Source organism: Stutzerimonas sp. (assembly GCF_982611455.1).
Map to the genome: position 1 here is coordinate 42,283 of NZ_CEXBBO010000008.1, position 24,711 is coordinate 66,993.

A 24,711-nucleotide genomic window follows, 5' to 3' on the forward strand; every position below is an offset into this window, starting at 1 on the left:
CCCGGCCTGTTCATATAAGGAGCCCATCATGGCACTTAGCGTTGAAGAAAAATCCCAGATCGTTAACGAGTACAAGCAAGCTGAAGGCGATACCGGTTCTCCGGAAGTGCAGGTTGCCCTGCTGACCGCCAACATCAACAAGCTGCAAGGTCACTTCAAGGCCAACGGTAAGGATCACCACTCCCGTCGTGGTCTGATCCGTATGGTTAACCAGCGTCGTAAGCTGCTGGATTACCTGAAGGGCAAGGACACCACTCGTTACAGCACCCTGATCGGTCGTCTGGGTCTGCGTCGTTAAGACGTAGCGAGCTGTAAGCCGGAAGCTGGAAGCTTGAAGTTGTAAGTCGGAGAACTCCTCCGCTTCCGGCTTGGAGCTTCCAGCTTTTTGGCTTTTGCAGGAGAGACCGGGTCCGACTCCCGCCACTCCCGCCGATTTCCCCCAAAGGCAATAGAGAGAAGGAAAACACCGTGAACCCGGTAATCAAAAAGTTCCAGTTCGGTCAATCGACCGTTACCCTCGAGACTGGCCGTATCGCCCGTCAAGCCTCCGGCGCAGTGCTGGTCACCGTTGACGAGGACGTCGCCGTATTGGTGGCTGTAACCGGCGCCAAGACTGCTGACCCAAGCAAAGGCTTTTTCCCGTTGTCCGTGCATTACCAAGAGAAAACCTACGCAGCTGGCAAGATCCCAGGAGGTTTCTTCAAGCGTGAAGCACGCCCTTCGGAGAAGGAGACCCTGACCTCGCGTCTGATCGATCGTCCGATCCGTCCGCTGTTCCCGGAGGGTTTCCAAAACGAAGTGCAGGTCATCTGCACAGTCGTATCGACCAGCAAGAAGACTGATCCGGACATCGCCGCGATGATCGGAACATCCGCCGCGCTGGCCATTTCCGGCATCCCGTTCAACGGTCCCATCGGTGCCGCCCGCGTGGCGTTCCATCCGGAAACCGGCTACCTGTTGAACCCGACCTACGAACAGCTCAAGGCTTCCAGTCTTGACATGGTCGTTGCCGGTACCAAAGACGCCGTGCTGATGGTTGAGTCCGAAGCCAAAGAGCTGACCGAAGACCAGATGCTGGGCGCTGTATTGTTCGCCCATGACGAATTCCAGACCGTGATCCAGGCTGTGACCGAGCTGGCTGCCGAAGCCGCCAAGCCGACCTGGGACTGGCAACCGAAAGCAGAAAACACGCCGCTGCTCACTGCCATTCGTAGCGAGTTCGGCGAGGCGATTTCCCAGGCCTACACCATTATCATCAAGCAGGATCGCTATGCGCGCCTGGGCGAACTGCGTGACCAGATCGTCGCCAAGTTCTCTGGCCAAGAAGGCCAGCCTTCTGCCGGCGAAGTGAAAGAGGCCTTCGGCGAAATCGAATATCGCACCGTGCGCGAGAACATCGTCAACGGCAAACCGCGTATCGATGGTCGTGACACCCGCACCGTGCGTGGTCTGAACATCGAAGTCGGCGTGCTCGACAAGACCCACGGTTCGGCGCTGTTTACCCGTGGCGAAACCCAGGCGCTGGTGGTTGCTACGCTGGGTACCGCTCGTGACGCCCAGCTGCTCGACACGCTCGAAGGCGAAAAGAAAGACCCCTTCATGCTGCACTACAACTTCCCGCCGTACTCGGTGGGCGAGTGTGGTCGCATGGGCGCTACCGGCCGCCGCGAGATCGGCCACGGCCGTCTGGCCCGCCGCTCCGTTGCTGCGATGCTGCCGAGCGCTGACGAGTTCCCTTACACCATTCGTGTCGTGTCGGAAATCACCGAGTCGAACGGTTCCAGTTCCATGGCTTCGGTCTGCGGTGCTTCGCTGGCGCTGATGGATGCCGGTGTGCCGATGAAAGCACCGGTCGCCGGTATCGCCATGGGTCTGGTCAAAGAAGGCGAAAAGTTCGCCGTATTGACTGACATCCTCGGTGATGAAGACCATCTGGGCGACATGGACTTCAAGGTGGCTGGTACCGCCAAAGGTGTTACTGCGCTGCAAATGGACATCAAAATCCAGGGCATCACCGAAGAAATCATGGAAATTGCGTTGGGTCAGGCGCTTGAAGCGCGTCTGAACATTCTCGGCCAGATGAACCAGGTCATCGGCCAGTCACGCACCGAGCTGTCGGCGAACGCACCGACCATGATTGCGATGAAGATCGATCAGGACAAGATCCGCGATGTCATCGGCAAGGGCGGCGCCACCATCCGTAGCATCTGCGAAGAAACCAAGGCGTCGATCGATATCGAAGACGATGGCTCGATCAAGATCTTCGGCGAAACCAAGGAAGCTGCCGAGGCCGCCAAGCAGCGCGTACTTGGCATCACTGCCGAGGCGGAGATCGGTAAGATCTATGTCGGTAAGGTTGAGCGCATCGTCGACTTCGGCGCCTTCGTTAATATCCTGCCGGGCAAGGACGGTCTGGTGCACATCTCGATGCTGAGCGATCAGCGCGTCGAGAAAGTCACCGACGTCCTCAAGGAAGGCCAGGAAGTGAAGGTTCTGGTAATGGACGTGGACAACCGCGGTCGTATCAAACTATCGATCAAGGATGTGGCAGCCGCCGAGGCCTCCGGCGCCTAAACGCAACAGCGATGAAAGAAAAAGGACCCTCCGGGGTCCTTTTTTATGCTTGGCATTGGCTTGGCAGCGGCATTCAATAAATTTTCCTCGTGTGGACAATATGGCTTGATTGCAAGTTGCACGCTTCGCTGAGGTCGGGCATGCAGTGTGCTAGTGGCCTTCAGCTACTGCTTTTTTATTACCTATTGATTTGTATAGGCTTTTTATCATCTAAGAAATTGGCATGCCGCTTGCGATGTTTTCCTATGAATCTGCGGTCGGAATGATGCCGCAGACATCATGAAAAACAGGAGTGCCATTATGAATACGATCCAGAACTCTCTTACCGCTGCTGCCGTGGCCGCTGCACTGAGCTTGCCTATGGCAGGCGCCGCGTTCGCTGACACAACCCCAGCGCTGGATAAGGCTGATACCGTCATGCTGGCCACTAACGACACTATGGATGAGGCCGGCGATGCTGTTTCCGATACTTGGATCACCACCAAGGTGAAGTCGTCCCTGCTGGCCGAAGATGCCACTCCCGGCATGGCTATCGAGGTCGAAACCAAAGATGGCATGGTCTCGCTATCTGGCACTGTCGCAACTGAGGCCGAGCGTGAAATGGCCGTTAACAAGGCCAAGGCGGTGAAAGGCGTCCGAGACGTTTCGGCGGATGGTCTAAAAACCGTCGACTAATCGGAACCTCTTCATTGCGTTAGCGGTGAGAACGAGCCCCACCTTCGCGTGGGGTTTTTATGCTTTCAGCGACCGCGTTGGCTCTCTATTCGGCGCAGGCGGTTCCCTTCGAACCGCAGGAAATGGTACATGCCGTGGTTCGGTCCGTAGACCCACTCTTCAATCTGCACCTCCTGACGGAAGCCATATTCATCGACGACTTCCTTGTAGCCAACCAGCGAGGCGCTGGACGGCTCGCCGCATTTGTTTCTGACTTCGGCTGTAGACGCTTCAAGGCTGACCAGGGCGCTGCTGCAACGATAGGTCGAGGACGCTTGGACGTTGCAAGCGAACCCGAGCAGGCTCAGCAGGACGACAGGCAAAGCGGGAGACATGGAAAAGTCCTTAGGTTCAGCGAGCGCGGCGCGACTCGATGCGTGTCAGTCGGTTGCCCTCGAACGTGAGAATGCTGAGCATGCCGCTGCTGGGACCATAGAGCCATTCCTCTATGACCAATTCCTGCCTGGCCTGGGGACCAAGCGTGTAGCCAATCAGATCGCGCTGAACAGGTGCGCCGCACTTGCGCTCTACTTCGAATGCCCTATCGCCAGTGCTGACCAGTTGGCTGCCGCAGCGTAGCGTATCGGCCTGCGATAGCGAGGCCGCAAGCGTCAAAACGAGCAACAGGGCATGACGGATACGGGTTGGCATGTCACTCGGTTCCAAGGTGCAAGGGCGTCGGGATTTGGCCATCCTGTCCGGTATGACTGATACCGGTGTCCAGCAGATACACCCGCGAATCATCCAGGCCCGCCTGTTCGACCAGGTAGTCTTTGATCGAGCTGGCACGGTCGCGGCTCAATCGACGCAGCAGTGCGGTGCTGTCCGCTCGGCTGGCCACCACCGCGTCGCGCATCTTCTTGCTGCGTTCCTGCTCGTCGAGCTCGCTCCATTGCGCGGGCGGTTGTTGCCCAAGCCGGCTGCGGTAGATGCCTTCCAGCAATGCGGTTTTCTCCTCCTCGCCGACGTCCAGCTGCGCGGCATCGGCAGGCACCTTGTCGCCACGGCGTTGCAGCACCTTGTACCAGGTTTCCTGATATTCGCTTTGCAGCCACTGTTCGGCCAGCAGCGGCCCGTCCGCTTGTGGCGAGCTCTGGCCTTCGACTTCCAGGCGTAACACTGGGCGTTCCTGCAGCGCACGGGCCAGGGTGTCGAGGTTGCCGCGCGCCTGTTGATCGAGGTCGCTGTTGCCTGGGGCAAAGAGTACTTGGCTGAGGTCGTCCTGATCGCCACCCGCCAGCCCGGCAAGAAACTTGAAAGGTGCCTTGACCGCCCGCGTGATGAGGTTGCGCAGTGTCTGCCAGACAATGGGCATGACATCGAACTGAGGGTTGTTGAGGTTGCCCTGCACCGGCAGCTCGAGAGAAATCGTGCCCCGGCTGTCTTTCAACAGCGCGACGGCCAGTCGCACCGGCAGATCAACTGCCTCGGGGCTGTCGACCTGCTCGCCGAGTTGTAGCTGCTGCAGCACGACCTTGTTTTCGGCGTTCAGCTGGCCTTGCTGGATGCGGTAGTGCAGGTCGAGATCGAGCCGGCCCTTGCGGATGCGGTAACCGGCGAACTTGCCGGAGTAGGGGGAAAGGGTGGTCAGTTCCACTTGCCTGAAGCTGGTAGCGATATCAAGACTCTGCAACGGATCGAAAGGGGTGAGCTTCCCCTTGATGCTCACCGGGGCGTAGCGGTCGACCTTGCCTTTCACATCAACCGAAGCTGGCAACTGCTCTCGATTGTCGATCGTCCCGATCTCGCCATTGAGCTCCTGCACCGCCGTGATGAACGGAGGGCGCAGACTGAGATCGGAAAAATTCGCCGATCCGTCGTTGATGGAAATTCCGCCGATGCGGATGGCCATCGGCTCCGTTTGCTCCGTTTGCTCCGTTGCGCCGGGGATTGTGCTATCGGCCGCCGATGTCTTGTCCACCAGAAGATCGTTGATATTGGTGGTGAGGTCTGGATTGATGATGAAGCGTGCATAGGGCTGCGTCAGGCCGATGCGCTCTATCTGTAGTTGTTGAGGGTGCTGATAATCGAGCCCGTCGAGTTGCAATCGCTGCCATTTGACGAAGTCACGGTCTTTGATGGTATCCAGCGTGTGCAGCTGGGTGATCTCGGCAGTCCCTCCGAGATTGAATGCCAGCGGTTCGGTGCCGGTCAGTTCGAGTTCCAGTTGGCTGGCGAGGAGCCCGCTGCGTAATTCCAAATGTACGAGAGGTGTCAGGTAGGCCTGGGCGATGCGCAGGTCGATATCCTGCGTCTTGATGTTCAGCGTTCCTGTAGCAGGCTTGAGCTGCAGCTGCCCCTCCGCCTGCAGAGAGCCCTGATTGCCAACAGCTGTGTCCAATTCGAGGCTGAAAGGAGTGGTGCCCAGGCTGTCGAAGTCGGACACATCGAGATTCAGCGGACCCAGCTCCAGGGTGACTTCTTCCTCAGGTACACGATCGCTCAGATGCACCTGATAGTCGCGAAGCTGTGCGTCACGCAACAGAACCTGCCAGGCATTGCTGTCTGCTGTAGCACCGTCTTCAGCCGCGGGTGATTGCGGTGATTGCGGTGATTCGGTGTTATCCGTCTCCTGGGTCGTCTGGCTCTGGTCATCGGCTGCATTCGGTGAGGATGCGAGGAGTTTTTGCCAGTTCAACTCGCCGTCGTGCTCGCGAGTCGCCCATGTTTCCAGCTTCTGGCTTCGCAGCTGACCGATCACCACCTGCTGCTTGACCAGGTCCAGCGAAGTCTGGCTGATTTCCAGATTCTCCAGGCGAACCAGCGGTTGCCCATCAGGGGTGTCGAGCTTGAATGACGCGAGTTGCGCATCCAGATTGCTCAGTTGCAGGTCGGTGCGTTCCGCAAGGTCGAGCCGATAATCGCTGGCGAAACTCAGCCGGCCTTCCTGTAGCTGTAGCGGTACCGCGTCACGCGCATAGGCCCAGAAATCTTTTAGCAGCAGGTTGCTGATTTCTAGCCGGCCGGACGAACTGACCGGTGCCAGATTGAGCTGTCCTGTCCAGTCCACGCGGGCGCCGCTGGGACCTGTAGCGACCAGGACCGCATCGGCTGCGTCATCCGAGCGGGTGGCGAAATTGAGCAGCTCGAAGTTGAGTGAATCGAGCAAAAAATCGATCGGCTCCTCGGGACGCTGATCGGCGAAGTGGACCGAACCTTCCACCAGCTGCAGCCGGCCAATACGCAGCGCGAAAGGTTCGTCGTCAGCCTCTTCCGGGCTCTCCTCGTCTGTATTCGGTGGCAGGTCGAATAGCTGAGCCAGATTGAGTACGCCGTTCTCGTCGAACACCACCTCGGTGTGCAGCCGAATCAATTCGATATCTGCGATCTGCAGGGTGCGACGCCACAGGCTGCTCCACTCCAGGTCCAGATAGAGGCGTTCGAAGCCGAGTTGCTGCTGACCTTCTTCGCCTAGCCGCAGGTTGAACAGCATGAGTTCGAGGCTGAATGGGTTGAATTCGATCCGCTCCAGGCGTGCCGGCACCGTTGCGTATTGAACCAGTTGCTGATTGACGACACGCTGGGCCACACCGGGCAGTATCAGAAAGCCGAGGAGGCAATAGCAGACCAGAGCGGTCATCAGACCGATGAGTGCGCGCTTCATTCCGTTGGGCATGCGGACCTACTTTCCAGGCGATGGACTGCCTTGGAGTATGGCACGACCCGCGGGTTCCTCTAGCGCGCCGGGTTCTGCGGTGCTTCACAATTGCAGTGCGAGGATCTTCAGCGGGGGCTGTCCGTCGGCAGATGGAAAGTCCGACGCTGGCGATAGTACCTGCCAATGACGTACAGATCGTCCGGCCTTGGCCGCGCAGCGCAGCACCTGTTCACGCCAGTCTTCCAAGTTGACCTTCGCCAGGTTGTTGCAGCAAATCAGTATTCCATCGTCAGCCGTGGCGAGAAGCGCAGGCTTGAGCAGGCTCTGGTAGTCGCGCAATAAATCGACTGTGCCGAATGCGCTTTTCGACCAGGCCGGTGGATCGAGCAATACCAGGTCGAACTGCTTCGGTGCGAGACGCGGGTAGTCGGGGAGCTGGCGACCGCGCCGCTGCGGGACGGGCAGGCCCGCCAGCTGCCGGATCGCTGGAAAATAGTCCGATTGAACGAACTGCATGGGTGCCAGATCGGGGTTGAGCGCGCCATTCTCCCGCCCGACCGCCAAATTGCTTTCGGCGAAGTCCAGGTTGCAGACCTCGCGCGCACCGCCGGCTGCCGCGCAAAGACCGACGCCGCAGGTATAGGCGAAAAGGTTGAGAACCGACTTACCGACGCTGTTGGCCTTGACCCAGCCGCGAACGTTGCGCAGATCGAGAAACAACAGCGGATCCTGGCCAGCATGACGGGCGCGCACGCGGTAGTTGATGCCCCACTCCCGTCCGATCTGATCGCCCAGCGCAGCTGCATCGGCGCGGTACACCGGATCGTTTCTATCGATACGCGAGTTGCCCTGGGAACGGTCGTTGTAGACGAGGGACAAGGGCTCGCCGAGGCTCGTGCAAATCTGCTTATGCAGGGCCAGCAGCGCGTCACGTTCGAGGGTTTGATGGAAGCTCTGCACCAGCAGCTGCTGGCCATAACGATCAACCGTCAGGCCTGGCGCGCCTTCCTGGCTGCCATGGAACAACCGGTAACAGTCGGTGGCTTGCTCATGCAGTTGAATGAGCAGTGCTTCGCGATTGCGGTAGGCGGCGCGCAGCGCCTGTTCGAGAGAAGGCATGCGCGGCGACTCGGTGAGATGGGCGCGCAGTTTATCGGAAAACATCGGCGTTGAGCCTGTGTGGTGCTCGACTTCACCTGCAAACCTGCTGCTTCCGCTAGCGGCTTGGCAGGCCCATGCGGCGCCGCGCTCGATGAACCGAACCGCTGCGCACGGCCCAGCGCAGCACCGGAGCGGTGCGCCTGACACCGAGCTGGATCAATTGGCGCTGGTGCGGGCTTTGCTGCAGTCCGAGCATGGTGCTGGCCCAGTCTGGCAGCAGTTCCACGCCAGCTTGCATCATCAACGCACCAAAGGGTCTGGCCAACATGCTCGGCGCCGGAGCGCTGAAAAGTACGCGGATGATTTCCAGGGAGCGTTCGTCACATCGCAGCTGTGGCCGAACTGCCTCCAGGTAGTTCGCGACCTGTTGCTTGGAACGCGGTACGTCTCGGGCGCCGAGGCTTTCGGCAATCAAGGCAACTTCGGCGTAATAACGATCTTGTTCGTTGTCGGGCAGCGCTGGGTTGAGATAGCGCAAATGCGCCTTTAGGAAGCTGCTGACCTCGGCCACATGCACCCAGGTCAGCAGGTCCGGATCGTAGGCGGCGTAAGGGCGGCCGTCGGCGGCGTGTCCGATGACCTTCAGATGAATCGATCGGACCCGCTCAATCAACCGTTGTGCATCGGTCTGGCTGCCGAATGTCGTGGCCGAGATAAATTGCCCGGTACGGCGTAGACGACCAAGCAGATCTTCGCGAAAATTCGAGTGATCCCAGACGCCCGCCAGCGCCAACGGGTGCAGAGTTTGCAGCAGAAGGGCGGAAATACCACCCACCAACATCGAAGTGAAGTCGCCATGTACGCGCCAGCAGACGGAATCCGGGCCGAACAGCCCAGGGTCGCCCGGCGGGTTTTCGTAGTCGACACCGCCGATTGCCAGTCCGGTAAGGCTGAGCACCTGCGATTCGATATGTCGGCGAATGATTTCCAAGGGCTACGTCTGGCGTGGCTGAGTAGGGGGATGTTACCCGAAGCGCAGAGATTACCCAGGCCCAGCCGATCAGTGTCGGTCAAGAACGCTTAGCCTGAAGATAAATGACGGAGAGCCGGACAGCGGGGGGCGCTGTCCGGCTTGCGCTGTGGCTCAGCCGCGATGACGCCCGCGGAAGAAGTCGATCAGGCCCTGGGTCGAGGCATCTTCTGCCGGTGGTGCGTCGAAGCTGGTCATCTGCCCGTAGACGGCCTTGCCCAGATCCTTGCCCAACTCGACGCCCCATTGATCGAAGGAGTTGATTCCCCAGATCACGCCCTGCACGAATACCTTGTGCTCGTACAGCGCAATCAGCGCGCCGAGACGGCCGGGACTGATGGTTTCCATGACGACGGTGTTGCTCGGCCGGTTACCCGGAATCACCTTATGCGGTGCCAGACGCTCAATCTCGGCTTCGCTCATGCCTTTGGCGCGCAGTTCGGCTTCGGCTTCTTCGCGTGTCTTGCCCAGCATCAGAGCCTGACTCTGTGACAGGCAATTGGCGTAGAGCCACTCGTGGTGATCGGCGACCGGGTTGTGACTGACCACCGGCACGATGAAGTCGGCCGGGATCAGCGGGGTGCCCTGGTGCAGCAGCTGATGATAGGCGTGCTGGCCGTTGGCGCCGACGCCGCCCCAGATCACCGGGCCGGTGGTGCAGGAAACCGGTGTGCCGTCCTGACGGACGCTCTTGCCATTGGACTCCATGTCCATCTGCTGCAAGTGTTTGACGAAGTTGCGCAGGTAATGGTCGTAGGGCAAAAAGGCATAGCTCTGCGCGCCCCAGAAGTTGTGGTACCAGACGCCCAGCATCGCCAGCAGGACCGGCATGTTGCTTTCGAACGGCTCGGTGAGGAAATGTTGGTCCATGCTGTAGGCACCGGACAGCAAATCCTTGAAGTTGGACATGCCGATGGCCAGGGCGATGGGCAAGCCAATTGCCGACCACAGCGAGTAGCGGCCGCCAACCCAGTCCCACATTGGGAAAATATTTTTCTCGCGAATACCGAAGTCGACCGCGGCTTGCTTGTTGCTGGTCACAGCGATGAAGTGACGGTAGAGCTTCTCTTCAGTACCGCCCTTGCCCAGATACCAGGTGCGCGCGGCTTGGGCGTTCTTCAATGTCTCGAGCGTGCCGAAGGTTTTGCTGGAAATGATGAACAGTGTGGTCTCGACGTTAAGCTTGGCAGTCACTTCGCGGAATTCGCTGCCGTCGATGTTGGCCAGGTAATGCGTTCGCACGCCGTGCTGGGTGAACGGTAGCAGCGCTTCGGACACCAGCTGCGGGCCGAGGAACGAGCCGCCGATGCCGATGTTCACCACGTCGGTAATGGTCTTGTCGCTGAACCCGCGCCAAAGGTTGTTGTGAATGCGAGTAACGATGTCCGTCATCTGCGCCAGTGCGGTATGTACGTCGCGGATGATGTTTTGGCCGTCGATCATTACCGAGTCGCCCATCGGGCGGCGCAGCGCGGTATGCAGCACCGGACGGTTCTCCGATGCGTTGATCCGCTCGCCCTCGAACATGGCGTGAGCGGCCTGCTCGACACCCGCTTCGCGGGCCAGATTGACCAACAGCGTGCGGGTTTCGGCGGTAATCAGGTTCTTCGAATAATCGAGAAACAGGCCACAGCAGGAAACCGACAGATCATCGAAGCGTGTCGGGTCGGCCTTGAACGCCTCGCGCATGCGGAAGTTCTGCATCGTCAGGCGGTGTTCTTCCAAAGCCTTCCATGACGACAGGCCGGTGGCATCGAGAGGGTGCTGGTAATAGCTCATGGTAGTGCGGCTTCCTTTGCTTGGCGGACTGTCTGCGAATCTGCGCGCTCCATGCGACGGCATGGATGCGCCTACAGCCGTCGGACAGTCATTCGATCATGCGGACACGCTGGCATTCATCCTGATTGGAGCAGGTGCGTACCGCTCCACTGGGCGAAGCGGCGACGGAAAATCCTGTGTCTTCGAGACTGGTCTGACTTGGAAAAACGCGCGGCGTTCCGAATGCTCGCTGCCCGCGTTTCCGATACTTGCCACAACACTGGGACCATTGCAGATTTCGCTTCCCAGGGGAAACCCCCAAGACGCAAAAAAGCCCGCAGCGCGGATGACGTTGCGGGCTTTCCGTACAGCTCATTCGGTTCGAGATCAGGCAACCTGAACCGGAATTGCATTGCTGGTATGGCTGAGATCGCCGTCAGCGCCCATGTAAAGAACGTGGGGCTTGAAGCTGGCCAGTTCGGCTTCGCTGTAGTGCGCATAAGCGCAGATGATCAATCGATGACCGACGCCAGCCTTGTGGGCTGCCGCGCCGTTAACGGAAATAATCTTCGAACCTTCTTCGCCGCGGATGGCGTAGGTGGTGAAGCGTTCACCGTTGTCGACGTTGTAAATCTGAATCTGCTCGTATTCGCGGATGCCGGCCAGGTCCAGCCAGTCACCGTCGATGGCGCAGGAGCCTTCGTAATCCAGCACCGAGTGGGTCACCTGGGCGCGGTGCAATTTGGCCTTGAGCATGATGGCGTGCATGGCGGGTTCCTCCGGGGGCGCAAGCGGCGCAGAGTGTGCCCGAACCCTCTGGCGTGATCAAGACCGAGGGGCGGGCGGGGCAGTGCCGATGATCGGCGGTTATACCGATGCGGGCTTGATATCGACCCGCAGATTATCGATCAGGCGGGTCCTGCCGAGGAATGCTGCTGCGAGGATGACCAGCTCTCGCATATCCGCTTCGGCTGGTTGCAGATCGGTCGCGTTGCGGATTTCCAGATAGTCGGGACGTAAGCCGGCTGATTGCAACGCCTGTTTTCCCCTGGTCAGCAACGCTGGGAAGTCGCGATCCCCATTTCGAATCGCGTCTGCCAACTGATTCAGCGTGCGGTACAGCGCTGGGGCGGTGGCGCGTTCATCGGCACTGAGGTAGCCGTTGCGCGAGGACAGCGCCAAGCCGTCCTCGGCACGCATGGTTGGCTCGCCAATGATCTGCACCGGCATGTTCAGGTCACGAACCATGGTGCGGATCACCGCTAACTGCTGGAAATCCTTCTGGCCGAACACCGCGAGATCGGGCAGTACCATGTTGAACAGCTTGCTGACTACGGTCGAGACGCCATCGAAGTGCCCTGGACGACTGCCGCCACAGAGCCCCTCGGACACGCCGGGAACGCTGACGATGGTTTGCAGCGCCTGACCATGGGGATACATTTCCTCGACGCTGGGAGCAAACAGCAAGTGGCATCCCGCGTCGAAGAGCTTCTCCTGGTCGGCCGCGAGCGTACGCGGATAACTGGCGAGATCTTCATTAGGACCGAACTGCAGCGGATTGACGAAGATGCTCGCGACAACGAAATCGGCGCGTTGGCCGGCTTTCTTTACCAAAGCGATATGACCGGAGTGCAGGTTGCCCATGGTCGGTACGAAGCCGATGCGCTTGCCTTCCCCGCGCGCGCGCGCCACTGCGGCGCGCAGGTCAGCGATGGTTTTCACCACGTTCATGACGAAAACCCGTGTTCGGCGGCTGGGAATTCCACGTTTTTCACCGCTTGGACGTAGGCTGCGATGGCGGATGTGATGTCGCCGTGTTCCTGCATGAAATTCTTGACGAATTTAGGCGCGCGTCCGCTGAGGGACAGGCCGAGCATGTCATGCAAAACCAGCACCTGGCCGTCGGTTGAGCTGCCAGCCCCGATGCCGATTACCGGCACCGAAACGGCTTGGGTGATGCGTGCCGCAAGTTCACTGGGTACGCACTCAAGCAACAGCATCGCGGCGCCTGCTGCCTCGAGGGCCTTGGCATCAGCGATCATTTGCAGCGCCTGGGCTTCCTGGCGGCCTTGCACCTTGTAGCCGCCCAGCACGTTGACTGTCTGCGGGGTGAGGCCCATATGCGCGCAGACCGGAATGCCGCGTTCGGTCAGCAGACGGATGGATTCGGCCAGCCAGGCTGCGCCTTCGACCTTGATCATGTGCGCGCCGGCTTTCATCAGCGCGGCTGAACTATTCAACGTCTGTTCGACCGTGGCGTTGGCCATGAAAGGAAGATCGGCGACGATCATCGCACCGCGGTTGCCGCGTTTGACGCAGGCGGTGTGATAGGCCATCTCGTCCACGGAAACGGGGAGTGTGCTGTCATGACCTTGCAGGACCATGCCCAGGGAGTCGCCAATCAGCAACATCTCGACTCCGGCTTCGCAGGCAGTTTTGGCGAAAGTCGCGTCATAGCAGGTGAGCATGACGATCTTCTCGCCTTTCTGCTTGAGGCCTTGCAGGGTGGTCAGGGTTACGTCTGGCATGAATACCGTCCTCCTAGGGTCTGTTGATGCTTCGCAGCGAGCCGCGTTGCTGCGTCAAATCGCGCCAGGCGGCGTTGCGGGACTTGGCAAGGGAATGACCATTCCCTGCGTCCCGCGCCTTGCCTGGCGCGATTTGACGCGCAACCCGCGGGGACGGGGCCCGTTTGACGCAGCACTGCGTTACTCGTCGCTCATTGGGAATAACCAAACCACACTCCTCGCGCCTTGTTCTGCGTCAAACGGGCCTCCGTCGCGGCCGCGACGAAACGTCAACAGACCCTAGAGCCTCTGAGGGATCACGATTGCAGTCGGAGCGTCAGCGATGGGGCGGGCTTGCCCCTATTCGATGCGTGCCGGCAGAGGGCGCTTATAGTCCCGATGGCGGCGTGCTAAGTCAATCGTGAGTGTTACCTGCGTTGTTACAACTGTTACCGAGTGGTTACAGCGGCTCGTCAAGGCGTTCGAGGCCTTCGAATGGGCAGGCCGCGAGCAGATCGGCAAGGCGGCGACCATCGGCCAGTTGCAAATCTTCAGGGGCCACATCCGCCAGCGGATACAGGGCGAAGGCCCTGGCGTGCAGATGATAGTGCGGGACCGTCAGGCGTGGCTCGTCGATGAGTCGGTCACCGAACAGCAGAATATCCAGATCCAGCGTTCGGGGGCCCCAGCGCTCAGCCTTGCGTGTTCGGCCCTGGGCCAGTTCGATGGCTTGCAGCGCATCGAGCAACATCAGCGGAGCTAGCGTGGTGTCCAGCGCGGCGACGGCATTGTTATAGCGCGGTTGGTCCGGTGGTCCGAGCGGGTCACTGACGTAAAGAGAGGAAACGGAGGCAATTCTTGATTCAGGAACGATGGCCAATGCATCGAGTGCACCGCGCAATTGCTGGCGCGGTTCGGCCAGGTTGCTACCGAGGCCGATGTACACGCGTTCCATATCAGTCAGTAGAAGCCGGTGTGTTTCCGCTAGAGCCGCGCTTGCGGCTGCTGCGACGGCGCTTGCGCGGTGCGCCGCTGCCATCGTCCTTGCTGAGGCCGCGAATCATATTGCGACGCTCGCTATCGCTGACTTCCTGATATTCGGTCCACCATTCGCCGAGACCGCCGGTTTGCTCCCCGGCGCTCTCGCGCAGTAGAAGAAAATCGTAGCCAGCACGGAAGCGCGGGTTTTCCAGCAGTTGATCGGCGCGACGTCCTTGGCGACGTGGCAGGCGTTCCTGCATGTCCCAGATTTCCCGCATCGGCATGGTGAAGCGTTTGGGAATGGCGGTGCGCTGGCATTGTTCCCAAATCAGGTCATGTGCGGCTTCTTGCATGGCCGGAATCGGCGGCAGGCCGCGGGCCTGTGCCTCGGCAACGCGTGCCGGCAGTGCTGGCCAGAGCAAGGCGGCAAATAGAAAGGCGGGGGTCACGGGCTTGCCTTGGGCGATGCGCTGGTCAGTATTGGCTAGAGCATTGCGAATCAGGGTGCCTGCGTAGTCGGGATTATCTTCCAGCGCCTCGGCACTGGCCGGGAACAGCGGGGCAAAGAGGTCGTACTCCAGCAGCAGCTCGAAAGTTCTTTCGGCCTGGCCGCTGAGAAACAATTTGATGACTTCGTCGAACAGGCGTGCAGAGGGCACGTCGTTCAGCAGTTCGGCCAGGTCGGCAATCGGTTCGGCGCTGTGTTTTTCGATCTCGAAGTCCAGCTTCGCGGCGAAGCGGATCGCTCGCAGCATGCGCACCGGATCTTCCTGGTAGCGTTGTTCGGGATCACCGATCAGGCGGATCAGCCTGTTGCGAATATCGTGAACACCGTGGGTATGGTCGAGAATGCGCTCGGTCGACGGATCGTAATACAAGGCGTTAATGGTGAAGTCGCGACGCTGGGCATCGTCTTCCAGCGTGCCATAGACGTTGTCGCGCAGGATTCGACCACTCTCGTTGCGCGAGGCGAGATGACTGGCGTCATCGTCGTCGTCATCTGTTTCGGGATGGTTGGCGCGGAAGGTGGCGACCTCGATGATCTCGCGCCCGAAATGTACATGGACCAGCTTGAAGCGGCGGCCGATGACCCTTGCGTTTCGGAACTCAGCGCGGACCTGCTCGGGAGTGGCGCTGGTAGCGACGTCGTAATCCTTGGGGGCGAGCTGCAAGAGCAAGTCACGCACACAACCACCGACTACATAGGCCTGATAGCCCGCCTGCTGAAGTCGCTCGACGACGCTGACGGCGTGTCGGCTGAGATCGTTGCGATGCAGCGAATGCTGCCGGCTGGACAGTATTTCGGGTGTGCGACGAGGATGCGGGAAGCGGCGCAGGGGAGAACGAAAAGACTGGAACAGCTTTTTCAGCATGAGAGGCACTGTGTGGCGAAATGACAAGGTGGCAAAGGGAATAGCCACGAAACGAGCGTGGATTCTAGCACCGGGAACCGGGATGGTGAACGAAGCGCGGGGAGGTGTCAAAACAACGGCCAAGCCAGAAAGCACTAGGGGGAGCCGAAGCTCCCCCTTTAAATGATGTCGCGTGCTTTGTTGTTATAGTATTTCGGGCGTGTTGTTTTTGTTTGATCACCCGTTCCTTTCGGCTATCGCTTCCAGGAATCGCTCCTACGTTGGGAGCAAAGAGCAAACGGATTTCTTTGGTCGCTGATTTGCCATCGATCAATGATCCAACCAGTTCAGGCTCTGCTTATGCAGTTTTTGTTGTTCTCAGCCTGGTCGTGGGGCAAAACCCCATTCGGCATTTCCTCTCCAAAAGAATCAGTTAGCTACGCCTCCGCCTTCTTGTATTTATTCTGCTAGAGCCGGTACGTCTTGTTCTTATTGTGGGTCTGCTTGTTATTGTTGTTGTGCCAGATAGAAAGCATTTGCCGTGCCAGTTTTGAAAAGTTCTTTGTTTTCAATGGCTTGATATTTTTTGTAGGTTTCGACGCCCAAGAAAAACCGGGTTCCCGTTACCGATGAACCCGGTTTTTGTTACGTGTTGTTCCCGTGCGGTAACAACCCGCTACCCGGTTGCGCTCGATTTGCGCCGCGGGATGCCCAGGCGCTGCCTACGTTCCCACAGGCACTTGCGGCTGATGCCCAGCTTGCGGGCGAGTTCGGTTTCGGTCATGTGGTCCTGGTGCTCAAGGACGAAATGCTGGAAATAATCTTCCAGCGACAGGTCTTCGGTTGGCTCGTTGCTCGTCGAGACGGCAGAACCCAGCGAAGCGCAGGATTCATCGAAGTCGTCATCTAGACCATCAATCTCGATGTCGATACCCAGCAGCTCGGCGCTGATCTCCGCGCTCTCGCTAAGGATTGCCGCTCGCTCGATGGCGTTCTCCAGCTCGCGCACGTTACCCGGCCAGGTATATAGCCGTACAGCCTGCTCAGCCTCGCGGGAAAAATGCAGCTCGTCGCCGCCCATGCGCTCGCACTGTCGCGCCAGGAAAGCCCTGGCGATCTCCAGCACATCGCTGCCGCGCTCGCGTAGAGGCGGTAGCTTCAAGGCAATGACATGCAGCCGGTAATAGAGGTCTTCGCGGAACTGCCCATTCTTGGCCAGCGTCTTCAGGTCGCGGTGGGTCGCGGCGATCAGGCGCACGTCGACCTTCTGCGACTGAGTAGAGCCGACACGCCGGATCTCGCCCTCCTGTAGCACGCGTAACAGCCGCGCCTGTGCTTCCAACGGCAGCTCGCCGATCTCGTCCAGGAACAATGTGCCGCCATCGGCAGCCTCGACCAAACCTGCGCGACCTGCGCTGGCACCGGTGAACGCACCTTTTTCATGACCGAAGAGCTCGGACTCGATCAGCGTTTCCGGAATCGCGGCGCAATTGACCGAAATCATTGGCGCCCTGGCCCGGCGAGAGAGGTTGTGCAGAGCACGTGCGACGAGTTCCTTGCCGGTGCCCGATTCCCCCTGGATCAACACGTTGGAGTCGGTCGGTGCGACCTTGCGAATCTTGCCGAACAAATCCTGCATCGGGCCGCAGCGGCCGATGATGCCGATCTCGCTGTTGCCCGCGTTGCCCTGGGTCGTAGTCCCGGTGGCGGTAGATGTGCCGCGCGATGCGGCAGCGGGTGCGGTGGTTGCCTGCTGCCGATCGTTGAGGATGCGCGCCACGGTCTGCAGCATCTCGTCGTGGTCGAAGGGCTTGGCGATGTAGTCCACCGCGCCCATTTTCATCGAGTCCACCGCTGAGCGTAGGCTGGCATAGCTGGTCATGATCAGCACCGGGGTGCCTTCGGCAAGCTTGATCAGTTCGGTGCCGGGCGCACCGGGCAACCGCAAATCGCTGACGATGAGATCGAAACCAGAAATGCTGAAGCGTTCTTGCGCCTCCTGCACCGAACCGGCTTCGCTGACCTCGTACTGGTTGCGTTCGAGGAGTCGGCGCAGGGCGGAGCGGATGATGGTTTCGTCTTCGACGATCAGAATATGTGACATCAGTACTCTCTCGACGGTCTGGAGGCGGCTACAGGCCGGTGGGAAACGGCGCGTGCGATGCTTGTCGGGGCGCCAGCGCATGTGGGCTGACCCTTTCTCTGCTTGGCCAGTTGCACGCTGTGTCGTTCACGGCCGATAACAGGCGAACACGCTGCTCGCCTCATCAATCAGTGGCATTTGTCGCCTCGACATACCGCGGCAGGGTGATGCGGAAGCGGGTGCCGCGTTGGGTCTCTGGGTCTGCCGGGCTGTCGATATTGATCTGGCCATAATGCTCTTCCACGATCGAATAGACCAGCGCGAGGCCCAGCCCCGTGCCTTCGCCGGGGTCTTTGGTGGTGAAAAAAGGCTCGAACAGACGGTCCTGAATCGACTGCGGAATGCCGCTGCCTTCGTCTTCGACGATCAGGTAAACGGTCTGCTCGGACACCTCGCTACGCACACGAATCGCACCGCCGGGCTCCGAGGCGTCGCGGGCGTTGGACAGCAGATTGATCAGAACCTGGGCGAGGCGTTGCGGATCGCCTTCGGCCTGATGGCCGGGATCGCAGAGGTTGAAGAAACGCACCTCGGTGCCGTGCCGGTTGAGTGAGAGCAGGGCGATCGCATCCTGCGTGACCTCGGCCAGACTTACCGGGTACATGTCCTGCTGCCGGCCACCGGCATGGGCGAAGCTCATCAGCGATTGGACGATGCGCGAAACGCGCTTGGTCTGTTCGACGATCTGGTTGCTGATCTCACTGATTTCATTGTCGGTTTCGCGCTCTTCTCGCAGATTTTGCGCCAGGCAGGCAATGCCGGTGATCGGATTGCCGATTTCGTGGGCGACTCCGGCAGCCAGCCGGCCGATGCTCGCCAGTCGCTCGGAATGAACCAGCCGATCTTCCAGTTGCTGGGTTTCGGTGAGGTCCTCGATCAACAGGACCAGGCCGCTGTTGCCAGGTGCCAGCGGCTCGGCGATGGCTGCCTTGTGCAGATTCAAGCAGCGGCTGTGGCCGTCCAGCTGTAATCGCTGCTTATGCAAATGCTCATCGCTCTGCTCGATGAAATCCATCAGCAGGCTCTGCCAGGGCTCGGCGATGGTCGACAGGCGCGAGCCAACCACTTGCAACGCTGGAATCTCGGTGAGTTCTTCCAGCGCGCGATTCCACATCAGGATTTCCTGATCCTTGGCCAGCGAGCAGACGCCCATCGGCAGCTCCTGCAGCGTCTGGCGGTGATAACGGCGTAGCGCATCGAGTTCCGCGGCAAGCCCGGTCAGGCGCGAGTGATATTCCTCCAAGCGGCTTTCGATGAAGTGGATGTCTTCGGTGACGTAACCATCGGCGCCGTTCTTGTAGGACAGAAAATTCTCGACGATATCCTGTGCGACGCTCGGGCCCATGAGACCCGACAGATTTGCCTCGATGCGGTCGCGCAGCCGGCGCAGGGCATAGGGGCGATGCTCATCGAAGGGCAACTGCAAGTCCCGCAGCGCCTGTTCCACCTCGCGTTGGGCGGTCTTGGCACCCAGCGGTTTGGCTAGCTGAGTGGCAAATTCCTGTGGCGAGGCGGCCGCCAGCTCGCGCCGTTGTGGCCGGCGCACGTTCTCTACGGCGCAGGCTTCGGCGGCGGCCTGCTCCTCGGCACTGGTTTCGGTGAATAGCGAGAATAGCGAAAACGCCAGAACATTGATTGCCAGCGAGGCGATCGCCGCCAAGTGCCAGCTGGTGTCGTCGAGTACGTAGACGACGTTGAACAACGGAATGTAGAAGCCGTCGAGATTGCCCACCAGCGGCAATAGCATCGTCACTACCCAGACGGCGATTCCCGCCAGTAGTCCGACGATATAGCCGCGACGGTTGGCGGTCGGCCAGTAGAGCACCGAGAGCACGCCTGGAAGAAACTGCAGCGTGGCGACGAAGGCAACGATGCCCAGGTTGGACAGGTCCTGTTCCGCACCCAGCAGCAGATAGAAGCCATAACCGGCCATGATGATCGCCAGGATCAGGCTGCGTCGGGTCCATTTCAGCCAGCGATAGATGTTGCCTTCGGTAGGTGGCTGATAGAGCGGTAGCACCAGGTGGTTGAGTGCCATTCCAGATAACGCCAGGGTGCTCACAATGATTAACCCGCTGGATGCCGACAATCCGCCGACAAAAGCCACCAAGGTCAGCACATCGCTTTGCGCGGTGAGGCCCAGGCCGAGGGTGAAGTACTCGGGGTTGGTACTGACGCCGAGCTTGAGGCCGGCCCAGAGAATCAGCGGCACGGCTAGGCTCATCAGCAGCAGGTACAACGGCAGTCCCCAGCTGGCGCTGACCAGGGCGCGCGGGTTGAGATTCTCGGTGAAGGTCATGTGATACATGTGCGGCATGACGATCGCCGAGGCGAAGAACACCAGCAGCAGGGTCCGCCAGGGGCCTTCCTGCAGCGGCGTATGCAGTGCCTGCAGCGCGGACTGGTTCTGCAGCAGCCAGATCTCCAACTGATGCGGGCCGCCGAACACGGCATACAGCGCATACAGGCCAATGGCGCCGAAGGTCAGCAGTTTGACTACCGACTCGAAAGCGATGGCGAACACCAGTCCTTCATGTTTCTCCCGCGTAGCGATATGCCGGGCGCCGAAGAGGATGGTGAACAACATGATCATCACGCAATAACCCAGCGCCACTCGCTCCTGCAGCGGCTCGAGGGTAAGAATGCCGATGGCGTCGGCCACCGCCTGAATCTGCAAGGCCAGCAATGGCAACATGCCGATCAGCATCACGATGGTGGTCAGCGCGCCGCTCCAGGTGCTACGGAAGCGGAAGGCGAACAAGTCCGCCAGCGAAGCCAGCTGGTAGGTGCGGGTGATGCGCAGGATTGGATAAAGGAGTACCGGTGCCAGCAAAAACGCGCCGCACACGCCCAGGTAGGTGGCGAGAAATCCATAGCCGTACTGATAAGCCAGCCCGACGGTGCCATAGAACGCCCAGGCACTGGCGTAGACGCCGAGCGACAGGGTGTAGGTCAGCGGATGACGGATCACCCAGCGCGGGATCAGGCCCCGCTCGCTGACCCAGGCAACGCCGAACAACATCAATAAATAGGCAACGCTGATCAGAATCAGCTGGCTGAGGCTAAAGCTCGTCTGCATCGCGCTGACTCTGAAGGATAAAGGTCACCACGATGAGAATCAGCCACAACAGGTAGGGCCGGTACCAGGCGCCGTTGGGATCGATCCACCAATCCATGATCGCGGGGGAAAACAGATAGATCCCCACCACCAGGAGCAGCACCAGTCGGTAAATGTACATTCTGGAACTCGTGTCGGAAGTAGCGGAATGGTAAAGCAGCGCCAAGCGGCAAGCCACAAGTGGCAAGGAAAAGCCCGGCGGGTTTAGGCGCCAGCACCATACTGATTCGCCTGAGGCTTTTTTCGTCCAGCCTTTCGGCCTTCAGCGCTCTTGTCGTCTTTCGGGGCTTGTCAGCGCAGCTGCGCCTCGGCCAGGGTGCGGCAATGTGGGATGCGTTCGGCGTCCCATCGTGGAATCGCCCAGGTCAGCACTTCAGTGGGTCGCGCGTCGCTCAGCTCGCTCGGGGTCGGCTGACCGAGGGCGCGCAGCGCTCGAAGTAACAGCGGAGTGGCCTCGTGCGGTTGCAGCGGCGGGGAGCGATAACGTTTGCCCAGTTTGTGACCGTCCGGCTGGATGATCAGCGGCACGTGCAGATAGCGCGGGTGTGGCAGGCCAAGTAATTGCTGCACATACAGCTGACGTGGCGTGGAATCGAGCAGGTCGGCGCCGCGGACGACGTCCGTCACGCCCTGCCAGGCGTCGTCGAGCACCACCGCCAGCTGATAAGCGATGAGCCCGTCGCGACGGCGGATGACGAAGTCGCCGACCTCGCGGCCCAGATGCTGACGGAACTCACCCTGTACCCGGTCGGAGAAGGCGTATTCCCGGTCCGGTACGCACAGGCGAATGGCGGCGTCCTTAGGGTCACGTCCGGCATCACGGCAAAATCCGGGATACAGTCCAGCGAAGGGTTGCAGTTGTTTGCGCGAGCAATCGCAGGCATAGGCGTGGCCATCCTGCCAGAGCCGATCGATCACGACATTGTAGGCGTCCAGCCGTTCGCTCTGGCGGACCATCTGTCCATCCCATTCGAAGCCGTAGGCTTCCAGCGCCCGCAGAATGGCGTCTTGCGCGCCGGGCATTTCGCGTGGCGGATCGAGGTCTTCCATGCGCAACAGCCAGCGGCCACCGACAGAGCGAGCATCGAGATAAGAGGCGAGCGCCGCGATCAGCGAGCCGAAATGCAGGTATCCGCTTGGGGTGGGCGCGAAGCGGCCAACGTAAGGTGGTGTATCGGAATCGGATGGGGGCATGGCGGGCCGGCTCGGGTGAAAATCAGCGAGGCGGGATGCTGCGGGACGCGAGAGCTGAAATGAAGCGGGGCGCCGAAGCGCCCCGTTCGGGATCAGGAACCGATCTGCTTTTCCTTGATCTCTGCCAGCGTCTTGCAGTCAATGCACAGCGTGGCGGTGGGGCGGGCTTCCAGGCGGCGAATGCCGATCTCGACGCCACACGAATCGCACCAGCCGTATTCGTTGTCTTCGATCAGCTGCAACGTCTCGTCGATCTTCTTGATCAGCTTGCGCTCACGATCACGGGCGCGCAGTTCCAGGCTGAATTCTTCTTCCTGGCTGGCGCGGTCGGCTGGATCGGGGAAGTTGGCCGCTTCGTCCTGCATGTGATGCACGGTGCGATCGACTTCTTCCATCAGTTCCAGCTTCCACTTATTGAGGATGCCGGTGAAATGAGCGCGCATGTTGTCGCTCATGTATTCCTCGCCCTTGGATTCCTTGTAGGGCACGAAGGCGCGAATCAATTGGTTGCTGGGTGTCGTTTTGGTAATGGGCATGGATGAACGCCTCTCGCTATGTCCATTGCGCAGGATAGTGAATCCCTCTGCCGGCCCGTGCCGGCCCTGCGGCTGCAAGCGGGCGAACTTACCAGATCGTATCGGGGTGCGCTACTCCCGAGTATCACGGTGGCTGCGGTGTCAGAGAGACCTTCGGTAGAATTCACGTTTTGTACTCATCAGGAAGGTCAGATGACCTCGTCTTATAGCGCGCGTAGCCGTGCAATCGAACCCTTTCACGTCATGGCATTGCTGGCTCGGGCCAACGAGTTGCAGGCATCGGGGCGTGATGTCATTCACCTGGAAATCGGCGAGCCGGACTTCACCACCGCCGAGCCGATCGTCGCGGCCGGCCAAGCTGCCCTGGCCGCAGGTCACACACGCTACACGGCCGCCCGTGGGTTGCCGCAGCTGCGCGAGGCGATTGCCGGGTTCTACGCTCGGCGCTATCAACTGTGTATTGACCCCGAACGTGTACTGATTACTCCCGGTGGATCCGGCGCTCTGCTGCTCGCCAGCAGTTTGTTGGTCGATCCAGGCAAGCATTGGCTATTGGCGGATCCCGGCTATCCCTGTAATCGTCATTTCCTACGGCTGATCGAAGGTGCCGCCCAGCTGGTGCCGGTGGGCCCCGATGTCCGCTACCAACTGACACCCGATCTAGTCGCGCGTTACTGGGACAAGGACAGCGTCGGCGCCCTGGTTGCTTCGCCGGCCAACCCCACCGGAACGTTACTCGATCGCGACGAGCTGGCCGGTCTGTCTGCGGCGCTGAAGGCGCGCGGCGGGCATCTGGTCGTGGACGAGATCTACCATGGCCTTACCTACGGCACCGATGCGGCGAGTGTGCTGGAAGTCGACGATGCGGCCTTCGTGCTCAACAGCTTTTCCAAATACTTCGGCATGACCGGCTGGCGCCTGGGCTGGCTGGTGGCCCCGCCAGAAGCGGTGCCGGAGCTGGAAAAACTGGCGCAAAATCTTTACATCAGCGCGCCGACCATGGCCCAGCATGCCGCGCTGGCCTGCTTCGAACCGGCGACGCTAGATATTCTCGAGGCGCGCCGGGCCGAGTTCGCCCGGCGTCGCGATTTCCTGCTGCCGGCCTTGCGTGAGCTCGGTTTTGGTATTGCCGTGGAACCCGAGGGCGCATTCTATTTGTACGCAGATATCAGTGCCTTTGGCGGCGATGCCTATGCCTTCTGTCAATACATGTTGGAAACCCAGTTCGTGGCGATCACGCCGGGCCTCGATTTCGGCCGGTTTCAGGCTGCTCATCATGTACGTTTCGCCTATACACAGGATCTACCTCGCCTGGAACAGGCGGTCGAGCGCATCGCCCGTGGTCTACAGAGCTGGCAAGGCTGATGCGCTTCGATACGCCGCTGGAAACGGGCCGGCTGGTCCGGCGTTACAAGCGCTTTCTTGCCGATATCGTTACCGATGCCGGCGAGCATTTGTGCATCCATTGCCCGAATACCGGCTCGATGCTCAACTGCATGGGCGAGGGCGCGCGGGTCTGGTTCCAGCGCAACAGTGATCCAAAGCGCAAGCTGCCCGGCACGTGGGAGCTGGTCGAAACGCCACAGGGTCGTCTGGCTTGCGTCAACACGGCGAGGGCCAACCGACTGGTCGAGGAAGCGTTGCTGGCGGGCGTGATCGAAGAATTAACGGGGTTCACCGCGCTCAAGCGGGAGGTGGCCTACGGTGTAGAAAACAGCCGGGTGGATTTTCGCCTGGATTATCCGGAGGGGCCGGCGTTCGTCGAGGTCAAGAGCGTGACGCTCGGCTTTGGCGATACCGCTGTGGCGGCCTTTCCCGATGCGGTGACTACTCGTGGTGCCCGACATCTGCGGGAGCTGGCGGTCTTGGCGCGCGATGGCGTGCGAGCGGTGCAGCTTTACTGCGTAAACCTGTCGGGGGTCGAGGCGGTGCGACCGGCCAGCGAAATCGATCCGCTTTACGCCGAGGCATTGCGGGACGCGCAGGAGGCTGGCGTCGAGCTGCTGGCTTACGGGGTCGAGCTATCGCCAGAGGAAATCCGATTAGTGCGACGGCTACCTGTGATTGTTTGATCACGCAGGGAATCATAGCGCCGTACCGTAGGA

21 protein-coding genes are annotated in these 24,711 nt (G+C 60.2%); 5 read left to right on the plus strand and 16 right to left on the minus strand.

What is annotated here, in order from left to right; genetic code table 11:
- Nucleotides 1–28: 28 nt before the first annotated feature.
- The 3 genes from rpsO (at nt 29) to AC2LD7_RS07060 (ending at nt 3,249) form a co-directional block, all read left to right on the plus strand.
- On the plus strand, nt 29–298 hold the full coding sequence (gene rpsO / locus AC2LD7_RS07050; RefSeq protein ID WP_158189775.1) for a 30S ribosomal protein S15: 270 nt from the start codon (nt 29–31) through the stop codon (nt 296–298).
- A 170-nt stretch (nt 299–468) separates the two neighbouring features.
- Entirely contained in the window at nt 469–2,574 is a 2,106-nt protein-coding gene (gene pnp, locus AC2LD7_RS07055) for a polyribonucleotide nucleotidyltransferase (protein ID WP_484597047.1), read from the plus strand.
- Between the two features lie 300 nt (nt 2,575–2,874).
- Nucleotides 2,875–3,249, plus strand: coding sequence for a BON domain-containing protein (locus AC2LD7_RS07060; RefSeq protein ID WP_484597048.1), 375 nt, complete (start codon nt 2,875–2,877; stop codon nt 3,247–3,249).
- A 65-nt stretch (nt 3,250–3,314) separates the two neighbouring features.
- On the opposite strand, the gene AC2LD7_RS07065 is transcribed toward AC2LD7_RS07060, so the two are convergent.
- From AC2LD7_RS07065 to dksA, 16 genes are all read right to left on the minus strand, one after another.
- The gene (locus tag AC2LD7_RS07065; protein WP_484597049.1) at nt 3,315–3,623 is read right to left on the minus strand and encodes a DUF2845 domain-containing protein; all 309 of its coding nucleotides are present in this window, start codon (nt 3,621–3,623) and stop codon (nt 3,315–3,317) included.
- A gap of 16 nt (nt 3,624–3,639) precedes the next feature.
- Complete coding sequence (locus AC2LD7_RS07070) at nt 3,640–3,939, minus strand: DUF2845 domain-containing protein (RefSeq protein WP_484597050.1); 300 nt, start codon at nt 3,937–3,939, stop codon at nt 3,640–3,642.
- Nucleotide 3,940: 1 nt separating this feature from the next.
- A complete protein-coding gene (locus AC2LD7_RS07075; protein ID WP_484597051.1) occupies nt 3,941–6,904 on the minus strand; it encodes a DUF748 domain-containing protein in 2,964 nt (987 codons plus the stop codon).
- An 84-nt stretch (nt 6,905–6,988) separates the two neighbouring features.
- On the minus strand, nt 6,989–8,005 hold the full coding sequence (locus AC2LD7_RS07080; RefSeq protein ID WP_484597146.1) for a class I SAM-dependent rRNA methyltransferase: 1,017 nt from the start codon (nt 8,003–8,005) through the stop codon (nt 6,989–6,991).
- Nucleotides 8,006–8,102: 97 nt separating this feature from the next.
- Nucleotides 8,103–8,978, minus strand: a complete 876-nt coding sequence (locus AC2LD7_RS07085) for an oxygenase MpaB family protein (protein WP_484597052.1) — start codon at nt 8,976–8,978, stop codon at nt 8,103–8,105.
- 153 nt (nt 8,979–9,131) lie between these two features.
- Nucleotides 9,132–10,796, minus strand: a complete 1,665-nt coding sequence (gene pgi, locus AC2LD7_RS07090) for a glucose-6-phosphate isomerase (protein ID WP_484597053.1) — start codon at nt 10,794–10,796, stop codon at nt 9,132–9,134.
- Between the two features lie 366 nt (nt 10,797–11,162).
- Nucleotides 11,163–11,543, minus strand: coding sequence for an aspartate 1-decarboxylase (gene panD / locus AC2LD7_RS07095; protein ID WP_025240609.1), 381 nt, complete (start codon nt 11,541–11,543; stop codon nt 11,163–11,165).
- Nucleotides 11,544–11,642: 99 nt separating this feature from the next.
- Nucleotides 11,643–12,506, minus strand: coding sequence for a pantoate--beta-alanine ligase (gene panC / locus AC2LD7_RS07100; RefSeq protein ID WP_484597054.1), 864 nt, complete (start codon nt 12,504–12,506; stop codon nt 11,643–11,645).
- Nucleotides 12,503–13,303: a 3-methyl-2-oxobutanoate hydroxymethyltransferase gene (panB, locus tag AC2LD7_RS07105; protein WP_484597055.1), complete on the minus strand. Its 801-nt coding sequence runs from the start codon at nt 13,301–13,303 to the stop codon at nt 12,503–12,505. Before panB ends, panC begins: the two co-directional genes overlap by 4 nt.
- 439 nt (nt 13,304–13,742) lie before the next feature.
- Entirely contained in the window at nt 13,743–14,237 is a 495-nt protein-coding gene (gene folK / locus AC2LD7_RS07110; protein WP_484597056.1) for a 2-amino-4-hydroxy-6-hydroxymethyldihydropteridine diphosphokinase, read from the minus strand.
- Between the two features lies 1 nt (nt 14,238).
- Nucleotides 14,239–15,636: a polynucleotide adenylyltransferase PcnB gene (locus AC2LD7_RS07115; protein ID WP_484597057.1), complete on the minus strand. Its 1,398-nt coding sequence runs from the start codon at nt 15,634–15,636 to the stop codon at nt 14,239–14,241.
- A gap of 655 nt (nt 15,637–16,291) precedes the next feature.
- The gene (locus AC2LD7_RS07120; RefSeq protein WP_484597058.1) at nt 16,292–17,719 is read right to left on the minus strand and encodes a sigma-54-dependent transcriptional regulator; all 1,428 of its coding nucleotides are present in this window, start codon (nt 17,717–17,719) and stop codon (nt 16,292–16,294) included.
- Between the two features lie 163 nt (nt 17,720–17,882).
- A complete protein-coding gene (locus AC2LD7_RS07125) occupies nt 17,883–20,837 on the minus strand; it encodes a sensor histidine kinase (RefSeq protein ID WP_484597059.1) in 2,955 nt (984 codons plus the stop codon).
- Nucleotides 20,821–20,997 (minus strand): hypothetical protein, encoded by a 177-nt coding sequence (locus AC2LD7_RS07130; protein WP_003095129.1) that lies wholly within the window; start codon nt 20,995–20,997, stop codon nt 20,821–20,823. The genes AC2LD7_RS07125 and AC2LD7_RS07130 overlap by 17 nt, the downstream gene beginning before the upstream one ends.
- A 170-nt stretch (nt 20,998–21,167) precedes the next feature.
- Nucleotides 21,168–22,070 carry a tRNA glutamyl-Q(34) synthetase GluQRS gene (gene gluQRS / locus AC2LD7_RS07135; protein WP_484597060.1) on the minus strand — a complete coding sequence of 301 codons (903 nt, stop codon included), beginning with the start codon at nt 22,068–22,070 and terminating at the stop codon, nt 21,168–21,170.
- 92 nt (nt 22,071–22,162) lie between these two features.
- The gene (dksA, locus tag AC2LD7_RS07140; RefSeq protein WP_019342101.1) at nt 22,163–22,606 is read right to left on the minus strand and encodes an RNA polymerase-binding protein DksA; all 444 of its coding nucleotides are present in this window, start codon (nt 22,604–22,606) and stop codon (nt 22,163–22,165) included.
- 192 nt (nt 22,607–22,798) lie between these two features.
- Between dksA and AC2LD7_RS07145 the strand changes: the two genes are divergently transcribed.
- Together AC2LD7_RS07145 and sfsA are read left to right on the plus strand one after the other, a co-directional pair.
- The gene (locus AC2LD7_RS07145) at nt 22,799–23,971 is read left to right on the plus strand and encodes a pyridoxal phosphate-dependent aminotransferase (protein ID WP_484597061.1); all 1,173 of its coding nucleotides are present in this window, start codon (nt 22,799–22,801) and stop codon (nt 23,969–23,971) included.
- Nucleotides 23,971–24,678: a DNA/RNA nuclease SfsA gene (sfsA, locus tag AC2LD7_RS07150; RefSeq protein ID WP_484597062.1), complete on the plus strand. Its 708-nt coding sequence runs from the start codon at nt 23,971–23,973 to the stop codon at nt 24,676–24,678. The genes AC2LD7_RS07145 and sfsA overlap by 1 nt, the downstream gene beginning before the upstream one ends.
- The last annotated feature ends 33 nt before the right edge of the window (nt 24,679–24,711 follow it).